Below are 21988 nucleotides of genomic sequence, written 5' to 3' on the forward strand. Positions count from 1 at the left end.
TAGACCAACCCTGCAGGGGAATTATAGAGCAGGATCATAAACAAGCCAGCCATACCATACAGCTGTACTTTATCCCGCAGGGGAAATCCTTTGCTATAAATAATTCCGGCAATTACATTGATAGCGGTCATCAATATCGGCAGGACATTGAAAGAAATGCCACCGATAGTAAGAAGTCTGTCTGGTTGTCCTAAGTCTGAAAGAAAAAAGAAGCTCTGGCCTTGCAACTGGGAAAGATTGGATAGGAAATGATAGGCTGCAATAAAAAAAGGGACCTGAATCATCAAACTGATGGAGCTTCGGAGAGCATATGCAGGATGATAATGATTCTGCCTATAGTAGGTAGAGAGAATCATGTACTGCTCATCACCTTTGAATACAGCCTTGATCCGATCAATACCAGGTTTCAGCTTTATACGGATATCCCGTTCTCTCCTCTGGAGGGAATCGGCAATATTATACAGAGGTAAGGCAAGAAGACTAATAACGATACTAATCCCAGCTATCGCAATCCCGCTATTATCAAAGCTTTTTAAAAAGAAAACATAAATTAATTCAACCAATAACTCTAAAGGATAAACTACTATATTATAAATAAAAGCACCCATTTAAAAATCACTCCAAAGGCCCATATAAAAATATTTTCGGAAACCATAACTTAAACTTTAACAACACTATAACATAGTTCAAATTTCTAGGGTGAGTTAATTACTAACCTGGGAACTTCCAATGCTATAGTAGTCTAATTTTCTCACAATAAACCTACAGACATCTTCACTTGCCTGTCCTGTTTCCCGAGTTTTATAGAAATCGAGTATCTGTTCACAATTTTCCTTGCTATCACGATGCGGAAGATCCTTAAGAATTGAAATTAGTTCTGCTTGCGTCTGGGCAATCCAAAAGGGTGAATTATCCAAATCGAAATAGAAAGCCCTGTCATGTGCAAGGTAGCTTTCCCTGTCATCTTGAAAGAGAATCAGAGGACGCTTGGTGAGGGCAAAATCCCCGGCACTTGAAGAATAATCAGTTATAAGGATATCAGCAATTTGCAACAGGTCTGCCATATCCTCATGGGAAGATACATTGATGATTCTCGTAGATTCCGGTATTCCACCCAAACCAATTACTTTGTTATGGGCACGAACCAACATGTTCCATTTCACTCCTGTGGAATGTTCAAGAGCATCGAGAACTGCAATCATATCAAATTCTTGGACTTCTTGATTCTCCTTTGAATGGGTGGCCTTTCGCCTCAAGGTAGGAGCATAGAGAATATATTTTACCTCTGGATCGAATGAAAGCATACGTTTTGTCTGGTTCACTGATTCCTTATCAATGTGGACTAATTTGTCATTCCGTGGAGTACCAGTCTTTAATATCTCACCAGTATACCTGAATGCCGATCGGAAAACAGACTCAGCAAAATCAGACCCGGCCAAAGTTAAATCACACGTAGTTGTTTCGGGTAATTGATTCTTCTTTGAACGGGGATTACAGTCATTCAAAATCTTCTTGAAGCCTCTGTCACCGTGCCACGTCTGGATATATATCTGGTTCTTCCCTTTATAGGCCCAATAGGGCTGAGTATCGTTAAATACCCAGATCCGTGCCGTAGCAAGCTCATAGACAGCACGTAAACTCCATCGTTTTGCAATCTTTAGATAGGAAGGAACCAACGTTCGTTTCTGTTCAGGGTTGTTGAATAGCCAAATTTGTTCTATGGAAGGATCCATGACATGCAAGTGTTCCGATATTGCCTTTGGGTTGTCAGAATAGGAACCGCCAGAAAAACTGCAAAACACCACTTTACGGGGATTTAGGGGAAGCATTGCATGAACGAGATGCATTAAACCAAGTTTTAATTTTATTGAATTAAACATTGCCTTTTCTCGCTTTCTTCTTACGAAGTACTGCAAATGCATCTTGTATCGATCCTCGGTTTGCCAGATAGACAATGCTGAGAAAAACCAAAAGAACAACAGCCTTGTAGACAATATTGCCAAATGAAATTACATTTGCATACCGTGTATAACTAAAATAGAGACCAGTTACAAGAAACAACACCGTAAGCAATGACAATCCAATAAAATGGCCAATATTGTACCCTATTTTATCAAACTTATTGGAAATCCAGACAACAATACCAACCCTGATAACCATCGCAATGGCATCAGCTGCAACGGACCCGTACATCCCATATTTTTGAATTAAAAAGTATGATAAGGCTACATTAACCAGGCTACTGGTTACCGTTGCCGTGAATATATATTTTGATGCCTTTTTATAATAAAAGAGAATATTTATATAAAAATAATAAGGGGTCTTCAGGGAAAACGTGATAACAATCAGCGGAACCAGTTTCCAGGATTCTTCATATTGTGAGCTTGCCATGAGCACAATCAACTCCTGACAAAAAAGACCTACGCAAAGGAATAAGAAACTATAAAACCAAACCAAGACACTGGATAAATCAACTATTTGTTTTCTGTCGAAACCTTTTTTATTCATCTGGTCGTAGAACCATGGTTGAAAAGCCGCGTTGACAGAGCTTTGCACCAAATCGGCCAAGGAACCAAAACGGCTTGCAAGGCTAAACAAACCGACAGAAGCCAAAGACGAAGTTCCATTGATAAAGACCTTGGAAACAAACTGGGCAATCTGGGTCGATAGGTTATGGGGAATTATCGGAATGGAATAACTGAGAGTTTCTTTTAAAATTGTCTTGTCGAGGCAAAACCGAATGAGATGAAGCCGCTTCAAATCAAAAAGCATCCAGATACATGCAAGGGAGCTGCTTATTACCAAAGAGAGCAATACTCCGTTTGCCCCCCAGCTAAAGAAAGCGACGAACAAGATATTTAATATTACCTGCAGAAAGAAATAGGAAATACTGACCATTGCAGATTTCCTTGCTTCCTGCATTCCCTTCAAAATGTCTTGATAAATCGTATAAAGACTGGTGAAGACCAAGGCTATCAGCGCCATGAGCACTGAAGGGTAGAAATCAACTCCCTGGAACAAGAATTTTGCCAATACATTCTTAAGCAATAGAGCCAGGATAAAAAACACACAGCCCGACAGGAACACAAAGCAAATCACCGTTCCGAAAAAAGTCCTGACTTTTTCAAGGTCATGCTTATAATCCGCATAAAACCTTATAACTGCCGAGTATAGGCTAAAGGCAATGATATAGGTGGAAACCGCAGAAAAACTCGACAGCAGGTTAATAACACCATAGTCAGTCGTAGTGAGAAAAACGGTATACAGAGGCAACAATAAGAAGTTGAAGGCTTTCAACAAAATATTGTTAAATGTATAGATGAGTGAGTTTTTAAGAACCTTTTTATTTGTCATGCAATAGTATCCCTCAGTTCAATCGAAAAGCTCTCTTTAGCAAGACAGACTCTCAAGGAATTCATTTATTGGTCATTCTTTCTGGCAATGCCAACCAACTTCCAAGAAGCAAGTCGTATTGTTCAGGTTCAAATTCTACAAACCCTGAAAAATGGAAAAATGTCAATTCACCAAAAAGGATCGTGTCATTTGCATCAATATAGAAATCGACACGTACGTGGGGCATCCCTGCAGACAAAACCCTTGCAAGGGAAAGCATTTTTTCCCACTGTTGAGGTTTGGGAATATCATAGGTGCTATTTGGATAATGCTGAATAAGGGGAATTCTGTTCCAATCAACGTCAAAATAGTCAAATTTTGTGGTTTTCCCTCTATCCGAAGCTACAAAAGCAAATTTGGGTATCCCGTCAAAACAAAATATTTTATAATCCCTAGGAGGGTTTCCATCAGAAGTTTCGATTAGCTGTTCACATACAATTCTTGGCTTCACATCTTTATAAGGCCATTCCCTATCATACCAATAGTAGTTTTTCCCCATCCAAGCATGCATCTCACCTATGGCAGCATCCCTGTTCAACTTTGCTTTGTCCCTACAGATGATTACATCCCCAGAAGTCTGGGTAGGTTTCAACACAAAAGCATCGGGAAGTGAATCAAAATCAATATCGTCAACTTTGTCATAGACCCCAATAAGAGGGATAAGGTATTCAGAGCCAATCGTATTGGCTATATGTTCCCTTACCTCATATTTGTCGACAAGCTTTGTATACATCTCTTTTCTATCATAGAGCTTCAGCCACTGGAGTTTCTCGTTATACGTCTTTGGATTTTTAAGGTCCAGCTTCTTTTTAAGCGACATACGATATTTTATGGTTACAAAGGTTTTATCAGAAAGTAGCCGGGCAACTTTCCATTTTAGCATATGCAATACCAAAAGACGCGGACTACTGACCCATTCCTTCGCCTTTCTGAAAATATGCTCGAGGCTTTTACCTGAGTTTGCATCCCTTCTGGCTACACCAACATAACATAATGCAAGCAGTATTGTTGGCAACTCCTCATTGAATGTAACCCTTCCTAGGTTGTCGACTAACATGACAAGAAGAAGCGTTACAGATAGAATCGTTCCATTCTGCATCCTTCTCATAAAAAACATTTTCAAGCCTTTCGCCAAAAGCAAAAGAGGAAGCAAATAATACCAGAGGGTGCCAACAATACCCAAGGAAACAAGCAATTCGATGTAATTATTATGGGCATAGACACTGAAGCCACCGACATTGGTAAAAGCCCCATATCCCCAACCAAAGAAAGGTTTCTCTTTAAACATTTCCCAGCCGCGAACCATCATCTCCATCCTGATCGAAGTGCTACTGCCCGATTGCCCCTCAGTAGGATAGACGAAAAAGGTTTCTATCTGACGTCCGCAAATTCTGTATAGGGGTTCCCATTTCATGGATAGGTACAATACAGAAATGATTAGAAAAGCTACAATTCCAAACGATAAAAAGGAACGCTGGAGATTTTTTCGGGTAAGAAAAAACAGAAGCACACTGCCAATGATAAGTATTGCTATCATTTTCCCGGAACCTGAGAAAAGACTCAGAAAACTGAAGGCAATGAAGATGATTCCAAAATACCATTTTTTGGCATCAAGAAAACGATATAGCGCTACCAAGCCAGTCATAGAGAACAAATAGCCAACAGTATTTGCATTAATAGCTATAGTCTCACCCAAGCGTCTTGTTACAAAATCCTGAAATGGAGTTTTTATAACCAAGCGGACAACTACCACAAAAGTTGCAAAAAATAAACAATTCAGAAAAAATCTATAGTTTCTCTCTGACTCGAGTATATAGGCAATAAGCAAATTGGCAAAAATCATTACCTGAAGTATGGAAATTGCCCCATCCAATGCAAGAGAACTGCTAGTTGCGTACAATAGGGAACAGAAAGAAAGAGCAATAAACCCCAGGCTCCAAAAAGCGAAGGTGGTGAGTTTAGATTTTAAAACTAGAAATCTGATTCCAAAAACCAGGATAAACAATATCTCTACAGGTAGAAATACCTTGTGGTTGTTAAGACCAAAAGCCATAAGGATACTGAGAAAAACCAAAAGGGATATATCACAAAAAGTATCAAATACTTTGTGATTGTAAATTGAATTCATTAATCTCTCCCACATTCTGCTTCGATGTGAACAGGCCCCAATAATTTGTTCATTATCGCAATATTCCAGTATTGCTTCAAGGAAGAATCATTTTATTTACTCATCTTTCCTTCTTCCTACTTGTAGGCGGTAATTGTTTCCTCTATGGTATCCAACCATTTTTTACATATCTGTCTGCTATCCAATTCATTCCGTACACAAAGAGCATTGCGACTCATTTCGAAAGCAAGTTTTGGATTCTCAATTATGAAAAGCATGGCTTCAGCCAAGGCTTTCTCATTAAAGCGGGGAACTACAAGACCATTCTTGTTGTTAATCACCAAAGTCCCCCGACCTTCACTGTAATCGGTAGTAACGACAGGAAGCCCCATCGCCATAGCTTCAATCAAGGCATTGGGCATCCCTTCGAAATTGGAGGACATTACAAACATATGGGCTTTCTGAAGCTTGGGAAAAATTGAGGACTCAATTCCTGGCAAGGATACAGAAGATTCCAGATGCAATGAGGAAATTAACTGTTCCAGCTGCATACGTTGATCGCCCTCACCGTAGATCGTCAAAGTACACTGTGGATGTTTTTCATGGACCAAAAAAAACGCTTTTATCAACAATTGCTGGTTTTTCTGTTTTGAAAGTCTTCCCGCAGACATAATCTCCATTGTGTTGTTGATTCCTGTGTTCGGGGAAGGAAGATCTTCCAAATACAGCGGGTTAGGAATAACCACCCCTCGAAAGCTGTCTCTCCGGTAATAATAGGTCTTCGCACTTTCCGTCTGGAACACAGCGCGATAAGCAAACTTATGATAGGCAAACCTGATAACTTTCTTTTCCAGATTACTGAACGATTGAGTGGTGTTTGGATCATTCCGTTCTGACAAGAGAATCGGTATTTTCAAACCAGCACAAGCAAAAGCGGTCAATGAACCGCTATAGGACATCATACCCAAAACAAGGCTCGGTTGGATTTTCTTGATAGTATTTCTTATTTGCTTGATCAGGGCACGATATCGTACCAAGGGGTTTTTGCTCTCAGAGGGGTCCAGTTGGATATAATGCACCAAACCTGCAAGCGGGTAGGCCGGTTCTGTCTTGGTCAGAGATATCAGATAGATATCCTTGTTACAGGAAACAAAGTAATTTGACAAATAGGCGGTCACCCTCTCAGCTCCGCCAAAAGACATACCGGTAATGACAATGGCTATTTTGTTGTTTTCATTCATTTTCTTTAATTACTCACCCCTAACGAAAAAAAGACTGAAAAAGGCTTGGAACCATAATTATCAGGTTCCGAGTGCAGGGCCTTCATCAGTCCCCCTCTCAAGTTTCACTATTCTCTAGTCCCTCAAAGTAAATGTCAACAAGCCCTTCTATTGCATAAAATCCTTTTCCTCTCGCAAACTGGCCACCAGTCTCTGGTAAGCTTGTTCAAGGTTTACCTCGGCATGCCATCCCAGGGCATTCATTTTCCCTGAACTCAGCCTTAGCTTGGTATCAGGGGCATAGCCAAGGTTTTTATCCTGGGGAGGAATATCGAAGATGACTTTAATAGTATTGTTTGCAATAGAACAGGCTACAAGCGAAGCCATTTCTGCAATGGTCATGCTCGTCTCTTCGTTCACGATGGTGTAAGCGTCACCGGGAGCCCCATGGAATAGAAGTGTCACAATTGCCTTGATCGCATCACTAAGGTAACAGTAGTTTCCTACCGACTGACCTGTAGTATGGAGTACGATGTCTTTGCCAGTAAGGGCACTTCTGGCAAACTGGGCAAATACCCTGTTTTCCTGTTTCCCGATTCCAGGGCCAAAGGTCTGGGCAAGCCGGGCAATAGTGACAGGAACCCCATATTCTATGTAATAGGAATGGCACATACATTCAACCAACCGCTTGCTTTCCGAGTAACTGCTACGGACATTGAGGATGTCGATGGAGCCAAGGTCCTTCTCGGTGGTGCGCTGCTCAGACTCCTCCACCCTTCCATACACTTCCATGGAGGAGAGATAGACCATAGCAAGTACTTGTTGTTGTTTGGCAAATTCCAAGAGATTTCGAGAACCAAGGACTGTGGTTTCAATTGTCTCTACAGGATGGGAGACAAACAAAGAGGAGGTAGTTATCGACGCTGCATGGACAATAAAGTGTACCGGCACTTCAAGATGCAAAGGGGTGAGAATATCATGACGTAAAAAAGTCAGAAAAGGATCATCATAAAAGGATCCAAAAAGATCCTTGGCTTTTTCCTTGTCCCTGACAAGACCGATGATCGTGATGGGTTGCCCAGGCCCCCGGTTATACGTCACTACGGCCTTGATAAAAGCAGAACCTATCAAACCGGTTGCACCGGTAACCAAGATTGTTTTACCAGACAAGCGAGAAAGATCTGCATAACCGGCAATCGAAGCAAGGTCAGCCTTTTCCTGGGTAGATATAAAAGAGGGCATATCAGTTCACCCCGAAGACCAAGGAAGACTCCTTGGCTTCCAGGATTGCCCTGAAAATATAGTAATCGATGGGAGTGGTAATCTTTATGTTGTCGGCAGGACCTTGGACAGTATGCAATACCTTGCCTTGGCTCAACATCAAAGAGGCGGAGTCAATGAAGGTATAATTTCCCGAAGCAAGGGCATTGTTGTGGGCAGAGAGTATATCGTGCAGATAAAAACACTGGGGTGCCCGTGCCAGTGAACAGAGATTCCTATCGATTGTTCTGGTCACTTCCTGTTTATCATTGGTCTCAATGATAGTTTCGATTGCCGGGGCAACGGTAATTGCAGAACCATACTCTTGTGTGCTTTGAATACAAGAAGAGATAAGATCTGGGCCTAAAAGAGGCCGAACCCCATCGTGTAACAACACGATAGAATCATCAGCGCAAGAAGAAGAAACGGTCTGTAAACCGATATATTGTGATTCCATTGCGGTCTTTCCGCCGGGGACTATCCATCTGACCTTTGAAAAGCCTTCTTTCTTAACCAATTCTTCTACAAAATTGCACCATTCCTTGATGCAGATAATGCAGATTGCATCTATCTTTTCATGATTCTCAAAACATTCGAGGGTGTATTGGATAATGGTTTTCCCGAACACTGGGAGAAATTGTTTAGGGGTGGTTTTACTGTTCATACGGGTACCAGTTCCACCAGCAAAAATCAAGGCAATATTCATTCCATGTTCCTTATAGTTCTTCGTTCCAGTACGCGACAAAGTCGTGGTGGGTTATCCTCTTTTCCTCGGGAGGCAATAGCATATAATCCCCATACAAGGAGGACAGATATGTATGATAGCCCACAGGAGCGGGGAAAACAAGCTTCTCGAATTCTACAGGGACAGAAGAAGCGAACACGGAGGTATCCAATATTTCCCGTTCCTTGTAGCCCCATACCATACAGCCCATATAGGGGGTCTTTTTAGAAGCATAGGATTTTGCAATAGTATCGATCTTGGAGGAAAAGAAAGCTGTACCGAAGGGAGCTAGGAATACCCGTCCAACGGCTATTACTAGATTCTGGGGGATGGTCCATTGAGAGGAAAGCCTGGACAACTTCACTTTCAACAGTTGTTGGTAAAAACGGGAATGTTTGATCATTTTTCGTAAAATGATAGCATCATCAGGTGCAACATCAAGGGGAAATATGTCGATATTCAGTCCAAATTCAGTTTTCTTTTTATAAGACCCTTCGATAACAGAAGTCTTAATGTCACAAACCTTTGCAAAGGGGAAACGGCATTTTTTCGAAGTCTTTAGAGAATACACCTTGTAGCGAGGATCTGAAAATTCTGCAAGAAATCGCTCATAGTCAGGACGGGGCATAGCCAGATCGATATCATCATCCCAAGGAATGAACCCTTTATGGCGAATTGCCCCGAGCAAAGTTCCCCCTGAGAGAAAATACTGGATACCATGTTCTTTGCAGAAGGCATCAAGGGCTCTAAGTATAGACAGCTGGATTTCTTTCATCTGTCCAGCATCGAGTTCTTTCATGGGGATACAACTCCTTGTAATGAAATCAAAAGCAATAACAACAACTGCCAAAGATTATAATCACGCAAGTATACAAAATTCCATAACAGAGGGGAACCAGTAACCAAAGTGCCTTCCCCCCCCTTTTTTCATAGGGAAGTAATAATACATCAAGCCAATAAGAAAGGCATTTCAATCCTTTCGTTGTATCACAGGCTATGTATTTTACCTAATAATTATAGGAAATATTTTGTGAAATTTCACCATGCCTATGCATCAACGAATAGTATCCTCTGTACAGCAATACCTTATAGGCAAAAAAAACTGACCCAAGTTCTCAGTAAACCCAGGTCAGCATTCATGCAAAAACGATGTTTTAAAAGCTTTCTAATGCGTGTAGTATTCCTTGAACCAAGAGACAAAGGAACCCAACCCATCAGAAAGCGGAGTATTCGGTTTGAAGTCAAAATCAGCTTCAAGGTCGGATACATCTGCATAGGTCTGGTACACATCTCCCATTTGCATGGGGAGATACTCCTTGACCGCTTTCTTTCCCAGACACTGTTCCAGAGTCTCGATAAAGTACATCAGTTTCTCCGGCTTGTTATTCCCTATGTTGTAGATCTTGTATCTGTCTCCGTGCTCGTTTTCAAGTGGAGGGTTGCACAACATGTTCTCCATTCCCTTCACGATGTCATCTATGTAGGTAAAGTCGCGGTACATATCCCCGTTGTTGAATACCTTGATAGCCTCCCCTTCCATGATTTTTTTGCTAAAGGAAAAGTAGGCCATATCGGGTCTGCCATAAGGACCATAGACCGTGAAGAACCGCAATCCGGTAGAAGGGATGCCATAGAGGTGGGTGTAGCAATGAGCCATGAGCTCGTTCGACTTCTTGGTCGCCGCATACAGACTTACCGGGCTGTCCACCTTGTCTGCAGTTGAAAACGGTATCTTGTCATTCATGCCATATACACTGCTTGAAGAGGCGTAGACAAGATGGGAAACAGGATTATGCCTGCACGCTTCCAGGATGTTCAAAAACCCCACCAGATTCGACTGCAGATAAGCATAGGGGTTGTCTATGCTGTAGCGCACCCCTGCCTGGGCTGCGAGGTTCACTACCACAGAGGGAGAATAGGTAGCAAACAAACCATCGACGGCAACCTTGTCGGCCAAGTCTCCCTTTACAAAGGTGAAGGAGGACGATGCAGACAAAAGGATATCAAGCCTGGCTTGCTTGAGTGAAACATCATAATAGTCGTTGAGATTGTCAAACCCGATGACCGTACACCCAAGGTCAAGCAAGCGCTTAGAGAGGTGAAACCCTACAAAGCCTGCACTTCCGGTAATCAGATAGGTTTTCGAACGGTCGAGCATCTGGAAATCTGGTCTCATGGGTGTGGTTCCTTCTTATAAAAAAGGGGAAGACATATATATTCTTCCCCTGGTAAAAATCACTATGGATGTAGTTTTATCGCCCTATCGAATAATATTCAACCCCGGCAGCTTTCATCGCAGCTGGGTCGAAAAGATTTCTCCCATCATAGACCAAGGGAGTGCGCATGAGGCGTTTGAATTCCTCGGGAGCAGTTTCCTTGATCTCTTTCCAGTCGGTGAAGATGAAGCAAATCTGGGCACCTTGCAAAGTCTCTGCTACCGTCGGGCTATACGTCATAGAAAAGTTAAACTGCTTTTTACAGTTTTCCTCGGCCACAGGATCGAAGGCGGTAATATCAGCTCCTTGCTCAAGGAGCAAGGGGATGTTGTACAAAGCCGGTGACTCACGAAGATCATCTGTCCCTGCCTTGAAGGCAAGACCGAGCACTGCCACCTTGATACCATTGAAGGTAATCATACGGTTGCAGGCCTTCTTGAACAAAACGGTTCTCTGCGAAGTATTGACAGCCACAGCCGCCCCTACAGTCTTGAGGTTGTACCCATGTTGCTTGGCAAGGTATTCCAGAGCCTTGGTATCCTTGGGGAAACAGCTGCCCCCGTATCCGATACCGGCTTGCAAAAACCTTGAACCTATTCGTTCATCATAGGCCATTCCCTTGGCAACATCTTCAATGTCAGCCCCTACCAGCTCACAGAGATTGGCAAGGTCATTCATATAAGAGATTTTCAAGGCCAAGAAGTCATTGGCAGCATACTTGCTCATTTCTGCACTGCGTCGCTTTACTGCGACGATGGGCAAATTGAAGGGGGCATAGATAGAACGCAAGACAGACTCCGCGTTCTTGCTCTCCACCCCGATGATAATGCGCGCGGCATGCATCATGTCATGGACTGCAGTACCCTGGGCTAGGAACTCGGGATTGGAAGCTACCTCAACACAGACATCGTTGATCAAAGAATCTTTTATGAACTGTTCCACCTTGTCGTTGGTCCCCACCGGGACAGTGGACTTTACCACAACCAGACAGTCATGGGTGACGCTCTCGGCTATCTGCCTGGCTACAGTAGCAACATATTTCAGATTGGCAGACCCGTCGCTCTGTTCAGGAGTCCCAACTCCGATGAAAATGGCTTCTGCAGAAGCGTAGGCTGACCGGTAATCGGTTGTGAAATGCAGTAAATCGGAAGCAATCCCTTCTTTCAGGAATGCCTCAAGGTTTTCCTCATAGATTGGGCTTACCCCGCTACGTAGCAGTTCCACTTTCTTCTGATCAATATCAACACACGTTACAGTATGCCCGACATGGGCAAAACAGACACCAGCGACTAGGCCGACATAGCCGGTACCGGCAATGGTTAGGTTCATTTCATGCTCCCGAAATTCAACTTGGAAACCAGGTAAGACAAGCGTGGCTTTCAGATATCTAGGATACATGAAAAACAGTAATAAGTCAGCTTCAATTGTGAAGAGAATCAAAGAAAGAGCTTTTCATCGGTAAGAGACCTGCTTTTATTATCCTTTTCGATTACTCAGATTTATCAACCGCTTTTGTCAAATACAATATGAAGAAAGAATCATTCCAAAGACCACATACTCCTGTAATTACTAGCTAATCGCCTTAGACGCGTGTTTTCCCCTCTTTGCCTTTTTGATTCCCCTCCCTTTCACGGTTCCTTAAAGATGCAACAATCTCAAAGTAATCGGCTTTACAAAAAAAGCGAACAGAAAGGAAATACTCAACAATACAAATGAGTATCGAAGCAATATACCAAAGATTTGAAGTAGAAAAGTTCCTAAGAACGAGAGCAAACAGACTCATCAATAATGAGGCTGCTAGAGGCCTTATAGTATTTTGTATTGTTGCGAGATGAGAAATGCCGAAAAAAAATCGTAACAAAAGAAACGCTATCGGTATTCCGGTTATTCGAGCTACAATCCTCCATATCACAAAGGATTGGAAACCATTCTTTAGAGAAATCATCACTAAAGGTATAATAATTGATAACCATAGAATTTGGTGAAGCACCGATATTTTTGGTTTTCCCTTGGAACGATACACCTCACTGGCAAAAGCAGAGAAAACGACAACAAAACCAGAAGACAAAGCCCAGGCACCAATCAGGGGGGCTGCTTCAACCCAGTTTTCACCCAGTAAAAAAACTGTAATAAAGTCCCTAAATATGAAAATACCCATGCCAAGGGGTATTAACAGATAGGCTACAATTTTTTGGGTTCGTTGGTAAGTCGCATTGAATTGTGCTTCATTTTGCTGACATCTGGATAAGGCCGGGAAAAGAACAGAAGTAAAAGATGCCGTGACAATTACGGTAATGGAATTAACCAGGGATATTGAATTCTTATAAAGCCCAATGTAATACGGGGACAAGAATGTATGTATCAAAAACACATCAATCCAACTGGTAAGCCAAATTGAAATCGATTCAATCAAAGACCAATAACTAAATGAGAACATTTGTTTCAAAATCGTAAGAGAATAAAAAAACCTGGGCTTCCAATCTGAAAGGAACGTCAAGACAAGTACATGCATTGCACTTGAAGAAAGAGTGCCAAATAACAAAGCCCAATAACCAAACCCCTGCAAAGCCAAAGGCACAGTAACTGCAAAGGGTATGCAGGCAGCAATCAGCCTGGCCCAAAACAAAGCCTTGAACTGGAATTTTCTCTTGTAGATTGCCGTTTGAATGCTGGTTAAGGCAATGAGAGGGAGAGAAAAACAAGAAACAACCAAAGGTTTCTCATATCCCTCGTTACCGAGAAAGAGTGCAAAAGGTTTTCTAAATAGAATTAAAATTGCCAGTAAAAGCAGAGATATTGCAAAATTGGTCCAGAAAGCAACGCAGGCATTTTCTTCCAACTCATCATTGGTTCGAAACTCATGCTGGATAATGTATTTGGAGAAACCAGCATCGGCAAACATCGATGCAAAACTGGTTATCATGGTAATATTGGCAATGATTCCAAAAGCTTGTGGCAATAGCAACCTTGCGAGGATAATGCTCACAATAGGTTGCACAAGCGTTATCGAAACCTCAGTGACTACAGACCATTTTGTCGCACTGGATACCTTTCTTTCAAAGGAATGTACAGTGAGCTCCTTTGCCTCAAGATTTGGAATATCCATCTACCCGATCTCATTCTCTGGGAAATTTGAAATCTCGGCTCTCAACCCTTCGCCAACTAGTTCCTGATGAGCCTCACAGGTAAGGAAATTTGACAATTGCAGCATTTTTTTCTCAGAAAACATTGTTTGTAACAATCTTCCTCTAAAGATCATCCGGTCGAATCGATTAAACCATGAACCGAGCCCTGAAAATTCATACAGATAGGTAGACAGGGATTTTTTGGAAAAATCACGATAGGTTTCTTCCAAGAACCTCTGGGATATGATTGCTTTGGACCTTTCGTTCAAAGAAGAGAGAATAGCTTCCCTCTCTTCCCCCATAGCCAGATACACAGAACCTGTCCCATCTAATTTCTTTTTAATCGGGATATAAGTAATTTTTGGAGGGAAATCTTTGTCAATCTCATAGGCAAGAAGCAAGCTATCGAAAGAAAGAGGATTATCCAGATCAAAGATAAAATTCCCCTGCCCATACACGATATCTTTCCCTTTGTACTTCTCATAGGCGCCAATACAATGGCTATGCTGGCAAACAACCAGGGAAGCCCCTTTATCCACAAGATATCTACATGCCTTCTGGAGATTTGGTGAAGGGAATTGAAAGTATTCCTTCCCACCATGATAGAGCACGATGAGGATATCCAATTTTAATGCTTGTATTTTTTCTTTGATATAATCTCCAGTATGCAAGGGATCGAAAGGATTTGCCCCGGGAGAATTATCACTTGCAATGGAGAATTCGTGCTCAGTGCAAGCAAAGAGGCCGATTCTCAGCTCGGATAATTCAATGACCGAGATTTTTTCCGCTTCCGAAAGGTTGGGTCCAGCACCAAAATAATGAGATCTGTTTTCCTTGAGAATTTTTAACGTTGAGTGAAAACCAAGGGGCCCTTGGTCAAGGATGTGATTATTTGCCAAGCCTACATAATCAAGATGCAAAGATTTCAACCCTTTCCTTACGGAAATGGGAACAACTAAATTGGGACCGTTTTTCATTATTGGCATAGATATATCTGTTACAGGAGCCTCAAGGTTTACAATTCTAATATCTGCCGATTCCCATTCTTTCAATAAAGCTTTGTCCAGGATTGCAGACGCATCACCCGTACAAAATGCCTGCACATTTTTTTCCGTTGGAACCAAATCACCCCCAATGAGAAATTTCATGGTTGTATCCTCTATTTTTTAAGGCTAGGGAAATGAAAAGCGACAAACGCTCACCTTATTACCCTTATCCTAGATGTATCCAGCTTCCAAGCAGTAAATCATCTTCCGAGTTATCAAACAAATAAAACCCGGAACCATTGAAAAAGGTTAGTTCCCCGAAATACAGCTTTTCCCCAACCATATACCAATCGACCCTGACATGTGGTTCTCCTTTTGCCAATTTGCCCGAAAGGTCCAACATCTCAGGTAAATTTGCAGGTTTTGGGGAAACCAGTTCTGAATTCGGCAATCCATTTATTTTCTGGGATATTGAGAGTTTATTCCATGCGACATCGTAAAAATCTTGGCACCAATTATCCTGAAACCGGTTTCTATGCATTTCGATTAATTTCGGAATTCCATTGAAACAGAGAACCTTGTAGTCTATCAGCGGGGTAAGGGAATCCTCGGCCATGTATTTTTCAACGATTATCCTAGGCACTACATGTTTGTAAGGCCATTCTTTTCCAACCCATTGCCAGTTGCATTTCAACCACTTCCGGAGTTTCTTGCTTGTATCCTGTATATTCAGTTTTCTTTTGTCTTTACAGATAATATTATAGCCAGACCCATGGGTACATTTCATTACAAATTGATTGGGAAGCTTTTCCCATTTGATTTCCTCAACAGAGGTATACAAGAAAAGCAAAGGAACCAGATACTGCTCGCCGATTTGTTCCTTTATAATTGTGCGTACTGCATATTTATCAACATACATCGTGTGCCTTGGATTATGGTAATATAATTTCAGCCATTGCAATTTTTCATTATAGGTCTTTAACAAGCTAAACCTCAAAGACTTATTTGTCATGGCTTTATACAAAAGTTTAAGATACAGCTTATCAGGGATCCATCGTAAGTATCCTGATTCTCCTAATAGTATGTATAAGTTTTTTAACGTATAGTGCCGCATCTCATGCCTCGATTGTTCCTTGCGGGTTTAACCTCCAATACAAGAGTCAGACAGCGTAAAGTATCCTAAACATTTCCTGAATTTCAGTATCCTTTCATAGTCTTCAATATAGTCAACTTCCGCCCAGAACAAACCATTCGTCTCCTGCACAAAAACCTCGATCTCTGGCAGACTCTGGTACAGGACATTCTCCCACCAGAGGGGATGTTGCTGGGAATAAATCATCTCCACAAGTTTTTTACAGAAAATCGGTATAAAGGCTTTTCCCAACTTGGCAATCCCGACATATTCGCCAGTAACATCACTATCTTTCAAATCTTTCCCGTATTTAACCAATAGATTGTTCTTATATAAGAACTTATAATCTGCTTCTTCTTTCCTGGACCCATCGGCAAATAAAACGGGACTCGTTTTGGTTTTGATGACTTCATCAATCAACGCTTCTTCCATGAACACATCACCATTCATTATCAAAACATCATCGTCCACAAAAATGAAATCCAAAGCAAACCAGGCAGAGGCGATACTGTTTGTAACATCGAAGAAAGGATTATAAAAATATTGTACGGGATAGGCTTTAAGGTTTTCCCGAATCATCTCTTGTTGATATCCGAGAGCGATCCCAATTGAATCAATGCCTTTCTTGAAAAAGGTCGAGACAGTATATTCAAGGAGCGAGGATCCTCCTATCTCCACAAGACTTTTCGGGATCCCAGGCAGATGCTTGCTAATCCGTGACCCTTTCCCCGCTGCAAGAATTAGTAATCTCACAAGCCACTCCTCCTTTGTTCAGCATCAAAAGATGTAAAGAAGAAAACGAATACCTTCACCTGACAGAAAAGTAAGGTATTGCCCTGAAGGCTGCTTCATAGGATCCTTAGGATATTCCTGCAGGAACAAAGCAAACCCGCTTCTTGGGCCAAATACATGTTAATCAGGGATTTGCCTTACTAAATTGATATATCCAAGGGTAGCATTCTCTTTTGGAATTATTATGCAGGGATTTCCCATCACAACGGAATGATCAGGGACAGAGCAGTTCACGAACGCATTTGCCGCTATCATTACATCCGTCCCAATTTCAACATTTCCGACAATCGTTGCATTCGTACCAATCCAAACAGAATCCCTGATCAAAGGGGCTCCTTTGCGCGCACCCCTATTTTCTTTACCGATGGTAACCCCTTTATGGATATTTATGTTACGTCCCATTTTTGCCTCTGGGTTGATCGTGATGCCCCAAGGATGTCCCAGGTACAACCCCCCGCCAATTTCCATCTCTGGAAAAATATCCAAACCCAACTTTCTCCGTATTCGGGTCTGTAGTATCCAATGATACGAATAAGTCCTTTTTTTTATTTGGGATTTTCTAAAATGGTAGAGAAATTTTAAATCAACAGGGAGAAAAAATGCCTTGATACCAAATGTATTTTTCCACTGTTTCCCAGTCTTTCGAAAATAGTCATCAGCAAATAAATCCATTTTCCCTCACTCTTGGTGTAATCAGGGCACACCAGAAAAATCCCACGGTAATCCCATGGAAAGGATTTGCAGCCCTTCACCTATTTACCTGTAAAGGCAGAGACTTTTCCCCTTGTTGCAAGAAACCTTTACCAAGAAGGCCACTGCCTCTAAAAGTTTTTATAATTTTTATCTTTACCGGAGTTCCTGCCGATTGCCTGGCTACCCATGCAGCGCCTTAACCCTTTTTATTGAAAAACATCCAATCCAATATGAGTTTTCGTTTTACCAGAATTCCGATTGACAGGATTGCAAGCAGTGCATATCTCACAACAAACAATGCATACAGCCTATTGCCAAAAATGGCAAATACGAACATTGCAGCAGATAGGTATGCCAGATAACGCATATCATATATTTTTTCCTTAACTACTTTTAAAAGAGCAAAATAATCAAAAAGAGCTTGAAACATATAACAAGCAAGGGTGGTATATCCTGCAGCAAGATATCCGTATCTCCTGATGTAGAAATAATTCAGCATTACATTCAGCAACATGGTTGTCACACTCACATACATCAGATATTTTGGTTTTTTATAAAAGTATATGATGTTCGCATACATATAGTATTGGGCTTGGAAAAAAACACCACCAACTATGGGGGGAATGACATATATTGCCTGTCGGTATTCAGTGGTTGCCATCACCGCGATAACTTCAGGAGCCAAGAAAATGATAAAAATACATCCGACAAAAAAGACCGACAGAACCTTGTTCGTCACCTTGGCAATTGGCAAATAGTCCTTCGCCTTGCAATGTTCATACGTAAAGGGAAGCAACGATGAATTTGCTGCCGTCCAGATCAAAAGCACCAGGGAAGCAACTGCATAGGCAACGCTATAATACGCTGTCGAAGAATCATTGATCAGGTAGGAAATCATTATCTTATCTGAACTGTTCAACATATACGTAGACAAATAATGTGGCAGTAAAGGTAAATTGAAACCTATTGCATATTTCCAATACCTTGTCTGGACCTTGCCTTTAGCTCTTATCGCCAGTAACAGGTAAAAACCCAGGTATAGGATGAGCAATGGGACCTGGGCTCCAAACAACCTCGCATATAAGGGGTTTCCCGTTAGATAGATAATACAGAGAATAGAAACCACGGGAGAGAGTATTGCACATAAAATCATGAAAACCGCTGAAACCTTATATTTTAACTCATATCGTTGTCTGGCAGTCCAAAAGTTATAAGCAGGTTGCAATAGAAATATACCAACCATCAAGAGTAACAAAGGTATATCGAAACCCGTAAAACGCTTGATTGCAGGGAGAAAGGGTATTACCAAAGCTGAAAAGAGTATGGTGATACCATTGGAGAGGATAAGCATGGAAAAAGAATAGCCGTCTCGATCACCTTGAAAATCGAGCATTCCATTATTGAAAACCCCATAGGATAAACAAAACATCGCAAGTATCCCGAAAGTCATCTGATAGGCTATAAAGAGCGATACCTTGCCAAAATCATTGGGGGATAGCAATCTTGTAAAGACCGGTGTGGTAATATAGGCAATCCCAGTGGTAAGGATAGTGGCAAGGAATAATGCGCCGGAAGCTTTTACCCCTTCAGGCAATTCACTGATTTTATTGGTTTTATTTCTCATGCATACCTTCAGGGAGAAAATGCAGGTAGTCTGGTAAAAAGACCAGGGAATGAAAATAAATCAACAAGAACCAGACAGTAACTACGAGATTCAACAAGGGTACCCACCCTACCGACCTACTGGCAAAAGAGCATCGCAATCCTTAACAATACCTTTTTTTATAATTATCAAAGCAAACAAGGAGAACCCGTAAGGAAAGGTAGGTTGTCAGCCAAAGAGGATTGAGGATACTCTTGATCGATTATTTGCATCCTGGTAATAATTGACCATATCATTTACTTGTTTTCTTTTGTCCCTATATCCATCTTTTCCGATGCTGATCTCCTGGAAAAACGCCAAAAGCTTTTCCTTGTCGGTAATGATGTTGCCCGGCATCAAAGAAATTGGATCGTCCAGAACAAATCCCCGATGGGTTTTGTACGATGCAAAATCAGTAAAAGCATATCCTATAGGACGATCCAACAATAAAAAATCAAAGGCAATTGAGGAGTAATCGGTAATCAGAGCATCTGAAAACCCTACAAAGGAATAGAAATCAATATGCAGCCTTGTAAAGGCTTTATGGGAAAATATATGTAAACAGGGAAAGTGCCTTTCAATTACATCCGCACACAGCTCCATTGGATGTAGCTTGATAACCATCTGAACACCCTTCGATTCCAAATCTGCATTCAACTCGTCAAAAGAACCGTCATAGAAAGGAATCATTCCTGAAAAATCACTGTCCCTTTGTTCCCAGTACTTTGCTTTCCTGAAGGTTGGAGCCCAAAAAATCAACTTGGCATCATTCAAGAATGCAGGCTTATCGATGGACTCAAACAGCAAATCGTTTCTTGGTTGCCCACACAGTAGGATACGCTCTTCCTCACAGGGAATTGATTTTTGATAATATTCGTTGAAGAATTTTGAACAAGATAAGAAATAGGTAAAATAGTCGGATTTGTATTTTTTCTCAATCCCGTCATTGAATATCTTTTTCAACGGAGATCCGTGCCACATTTGAATCACTCTCTGGCTACTACTGGGCATTATTTTAATGGGATTGAAAGCATACAGGGCATAGCGGGAAAACAAGAACATGAAATAGGCGAATATCTTTGAATGGACAGTCAAATGCTGATTTCCATTGACCCATATCTCCTTATTGATTCTCTGATACTCAGCATAATAAATACTACATTTTTTATCGAATCCCCTTGCAAACAGGTAGTCGCACATAGCTTTTGCATTATCTTTATATTCCACGCCTGAATAAATCAATACGATGTCTCTTTTAGGCAAATACCTATTAATCCATTCAAGAAATCTAAACATCTGATTATACATCTTCCTTCCCCCCAAACCAAATGCAATAACCGGAGGCATACAACCCCTCCGGCAATTATGCATAATTGCCCGTAAGCGGATAAAAGAAACGGGCACCTGCTGTAAAACCGAGTGGCAAAACGAGCCTACCAACACACATGCCGGACGAATTTTTTGCCTCAGCCCTCCAATAAAATCGGGTAAAGTGTTGAATAACAGGATTCCTCTGAGAAATATTTGGAACGATCAACGCTAATCTTCGAGTAATGGGCAAACTCATTCGTTTTGATACAGATACTTTCAAGTGCATCCGCCCAGGTTCTTTCCTCCCCGCAATTCACTGTCCAATCCTCCCTGCCTGAAAACGGGGGGAACAGATACCCATATTGTGCGGCGTAGGCCTTTTCCATAGGAGTGCCATATATGTCCAATTCGGGAGCCAGGATTTCCCGCGGGCCACTTTTGCAATCCGCAGCGATTACAGGCAATCCCAGGCACATTGCCTCAACCAAAGCGTTGGGAAAACCTTCAAAAAGCGATGGCAAAACATACACTGAGCAGAGTGCCATTATTGCATAGGGATTTTCTCGGTAACCACAGAAACAAACACTGTTTTCAATATGCAACAAGGAAGCTAATTCTTTTAACTTGGAGCCCTGTTCCCCATCTCCGATCAGTACCAGTCCAAGATGATTTTCCGAAGGTTTTACCAAGCTAAACGCCTTCAAAAGATGCCATAATCCCTTTTGGTAGGACAAACGTCCCATACTTACAAAACAGAACTCCTTTCCCCGGATAAAATCGGCTATCTTCGGGTCAACAGACTCAACCAGAGAGGCATCCTTACGAATCGACTCGGCATCGTAGGGATTGTAGAGGACTCGTATCTTTTCCAAGGGGACACAGAACGATTGCTCGACATCCCTGGCAATGAGCTTCGAGACACAGATAACCGAATCGGCATGTTTATACATAGTGGTAAATATCCACTTCTGAACGCTTCCAAATGAAGCTGCTTTTAATTCCGAAGACAGATGATTCCTGATAGATACTATCGTCTTCGTTTGCTTTGTTTTTGCAAGGATATTAACGATATTTGCTCCATCCATAAAACTAATCACACAATCCAGGTGATGCTCATGTTTGGTTTTGCCCAGTTTGTTTCTTCGTTTCAAGAGGGTAACAAGTTTTCCTAAAAGACCTCTGGCCGAGGGGATCTGAAAATCAATCAACTTCCCGGAAACAGAATACGAGACTAAGCTCGCATCGCTGATAATCACAAATACGGCATGTCCCTGTTGCTGTAAAATAGAGGACAGCCTGCTGACAACTCGTTCAGCCCCCCCGTGTTCAAAAGCATTTACGTATAGCCCTATACGCATGAGCAACTCCCAATTTTCTTATAAATCAT

18 protein-coding genes and 1 pseudogene are annotated in these 21988 nt (G+C 41.6%); 1 reads left to right on the plus strand and 18 read right to left on the minus strand.

The features are described 5' to 3' along the window. Positions 1 to 11 precede the first annotated feature (11 nt). The 4 genes and pseudogenes from SPIGRAPES_RS17575 to SPIGRAPES_RS16835 form a co-directional block, all read right to left on the minus strand. Positions 12 to 608: pseudogene (locus SPIGRAPES_RS17575) on the minus strand (YidC/Oxa1 family membrane protein insertase); the annotation flags it as partial. A gap of 96 nt (positions 609 to 704) precedes the next feature. After that, a complete protein-coding gene (locus SPIGRAPES_RS07765) occupies positions 705 to 1880 on the minus strand; it encodes a CDP-glycerol glycerophosphotransferase family protein (RefSeq protein ID WP_172635072.1) in 1176 nt (391 codons plus the stop codon). After that, positions 1873 to 3354 carry a lipopolysaccharide biosynthesis protein gene (locus SPIGRAPES_RS07770; RefSeq protein ID WP_014270220.1) on the minus strand — a complete coding sequence of 494 codons (1482 nt, stop codon included), beginning with the start codon at positions 3352 to 3354 and terminating at the stop codon, positions 1873 to 1875. Before SPIGRAPES_RS07770 ends, SPIGRAPES_RS07765 begins: the two co-directional genes overlap by 8 nt. Before the next feature lie 61 nt (positions 3355 to 3415). Next, positions 3416 to 5236: an ATP-grasp fold amidoligase family protein gene (locus SPIGRAPES_RS16835; protein ID WP_172635073.1), complete on the minus strand. Its 1821-nt coding sequence runs from the start codon at positions 5234 to 5236 to the stop codon at positions 3416 to 3418. A 10-nt stretch (positions 5237 to 5246) separates the two neighbouring features. On the opposite strand from SPIGRAPES_RS16835, the gene SPIGRAPES_RS17135 reads away from it, so the two are divergent. Next, positions 5247 to 5504 (plus strand): hypothetical protein, encoded by a 258-nt coding sequence (locus SPIGRAPES_RS17135; RefSeq protein ID WP_172635074.1) that lies wholly within the window; start codon positions 5247 to 5249, stop codon positions 5502 to 5504. A 133-nt stretch (positions 5505 to 5637) separates the two neighbouring features. Here SPIGRAPES_RS17135 and SPIGRAPES_RS07780 read toward each other — a convergent pair whose 3' ends face one another. The 14 genes from SPIGRAPES_RS07780 to SPIGRAPES_RS16550 all read right to left on the minus strand — a co-directional run bounded on the left by SPIGRAPES_RS07780 (position 5638) and on the right by SPIGRAPES_RS16550 (position 21959). After that, on the minus strand, positions 5638 to 6741 hold the full coding sequence (locus SPIGRAPES_RS07780; protein WP_014270222.1) for a glycosyltransferase: 1104 nt from the start codon (positions 6739 to 6741) through the stop codon (positions 5638 to 5640). 147 nt (positions 6742 to 6888) lie between these two features. Then, positions 6889 to 7962, minus strand: a complete 1074-nt coding sequence (locus tag SPIGRAPES_RS07785) for an NAD-dependent epimerase/dehydratase family protein (protein ID WP_014270223.1) — start codon at positions 7960 to 7962, stop codon at positions 6889 to 6891. A gap of 1 nt (position 7963) precedes the next feature. After that, positions 7964 to 8686, minus strand: coding sequence for an IspD/TarI family cytidylyltransferase (locus SPIGRAPES_RS07790; RefSeq protein WP_014270224.1), 723 nt, complete (start codon positions 8684 to 8686; stop codon positions 7964 to 7966). Between the two features lie 10 nt (positions 8687 to 8696). Further along, on the minus strand, positions 8697 to 9503 hold the full coding sequence (locus tag SPIGRAPES_RS07795; protein ID WP_014270225.1) for a LicD family protein: 807 nt from the start codon (positions 9501 to 9503) through the stop codon (positions 8697 to 8699). A 366-nt stretch (positions 9504 to 9869) separates the two neighbouring features. Further along, on the minus strand, positions 9870 to 10880 hold the full coding sequence (locus SPIGRAPES_RS07800) for an NAD-dependent epimerase (protein WP_014270226.1): 1011 nt from the start codon (positions 10878 to 10880) through the stop codon (positions 9870 to 9872). Positions 10881 to 10956: 76 nt separating this feature from the next. Then, on the minus strand, positions 10957 to 12249 hold the full coding sequence (locus SPIGRAPES_RS07805) for a UDP-glucose dehydrogenase family protein (protein WP_014270227.1): 1293 nt from the start codon (positions 12247 to 12249) through the stop codon (positions 10957 to 10959). A gap of 253 nt (positions 12250 to 12502) precedes the next feature. Next, positions 12503 to 14026, minus strand: coding sequence for a lipopolysaccharide biosynthesis protein (locus tag SPIGRAPES_RS07810; RefSeq protein WP_014270228.1), 1524 nt, complete (start codon positions 14024 to 14026; stop codon positions 12503 to 12505). Further along, the gene (locus SPIGRAPES_RS07815) at positions 14027 to 15193 is read right to left on the minus strand and encodes a CapA family protein (protein ID WP_014270229.1); all 1167 of its coding nucleotides are present in this window, start codon (positions 15191 to 15193) and stop codon (positions 14027 to 14029) included. It abuts the gene before it with no gap. Between the two features lie 64 nt (positions 15194 to 15257). Continuing rightward, on the minus strand, positions 15258 to 16145 hold the full coding sequence (locus tag SPIGRAPES_RS07820) for an ATP-grasp fold amidoligase family protein (protein ID WP_014270230.1): 888 nt from the start codon (positions 16143 to 16145) through the stop codon (positions 15258 to 15260). 27 nt (positions 16146 to 16172) lie between these two features. Further along, positions 16173 to 16916, minus strand: coding sequence for a phosphocholine cytidylyltransferase family protein (locus SPIGRAPES_RS07825; RefSeq protein ID WP_014270231.1), 744 nt, complete (start codon positions 16914 to 16916; stop codon positions 16173 to 16175). Between the two features lie 159 nt (positions 16917 to 17075). After that, positions 17076 to 17441 (minus strand): serine acetyltransferase, encoded by a 366-nt coding sequence (locus tag SPIGRAPES_RS07830; protein WP_215904775.1) that lies wholly within the window; start codon positions 17439 to 17441, stop codon positions 17076 to 17078. Positions 17442 to 17844: 403 nt separating this feature from the next. After that, positions 17845 to 19272, minus strand: a complete 1428-nt coding sequence (locus SPIGRAPES_RS07835) for a lipopolysaccharide biosynthesis protein (RefSeq protein WP_014270233.1) — start codon at positions 19270 to 19272, stop codon at positions 17845 to 17847. Between the two features lie 207 nt (positions 19273 to 19479). Continuing rightward, a complete protein-coding gene (locus SPIGRAPES_RS07840) occupies positions 19480 to 20661 on the minus strand; it encodes a CDP-glycerol glycerophosphotransferase family protein (protein WP_081468765.1) in 1182 nt (393 codons plus the stop codon). A 95-nt stretch (positions 20662 to 20756) separates the two neighbouring features. Then, the gene (locus tag SPIGRAPES_RS16550; RefSeq protein WP_014270235.1) at positions 20757 to 21959 is read right to left on the minus strand and encodes a glycosyltransferase; all 1203 of its coding nucleotides are present in this window, start codon (positions 21957 to 21959) and stop codon (positions 20757 to 20759) included. Positions 21960 to 21988: the final 29 nt, after the last annotated feature.

Origin of the sequence: Sphaerochaeta pleomorpha str. Grapes, assembly GCF_000236685.1 — a bacterium.
GTDB classification, from domain to species: Bacteria; Spirochaetota; Spirochaetia; order Sphaerochaetales; family Sphaerochaetaceae; genus Sphaerochaeta; species Sphaerochaeta pleomorpha.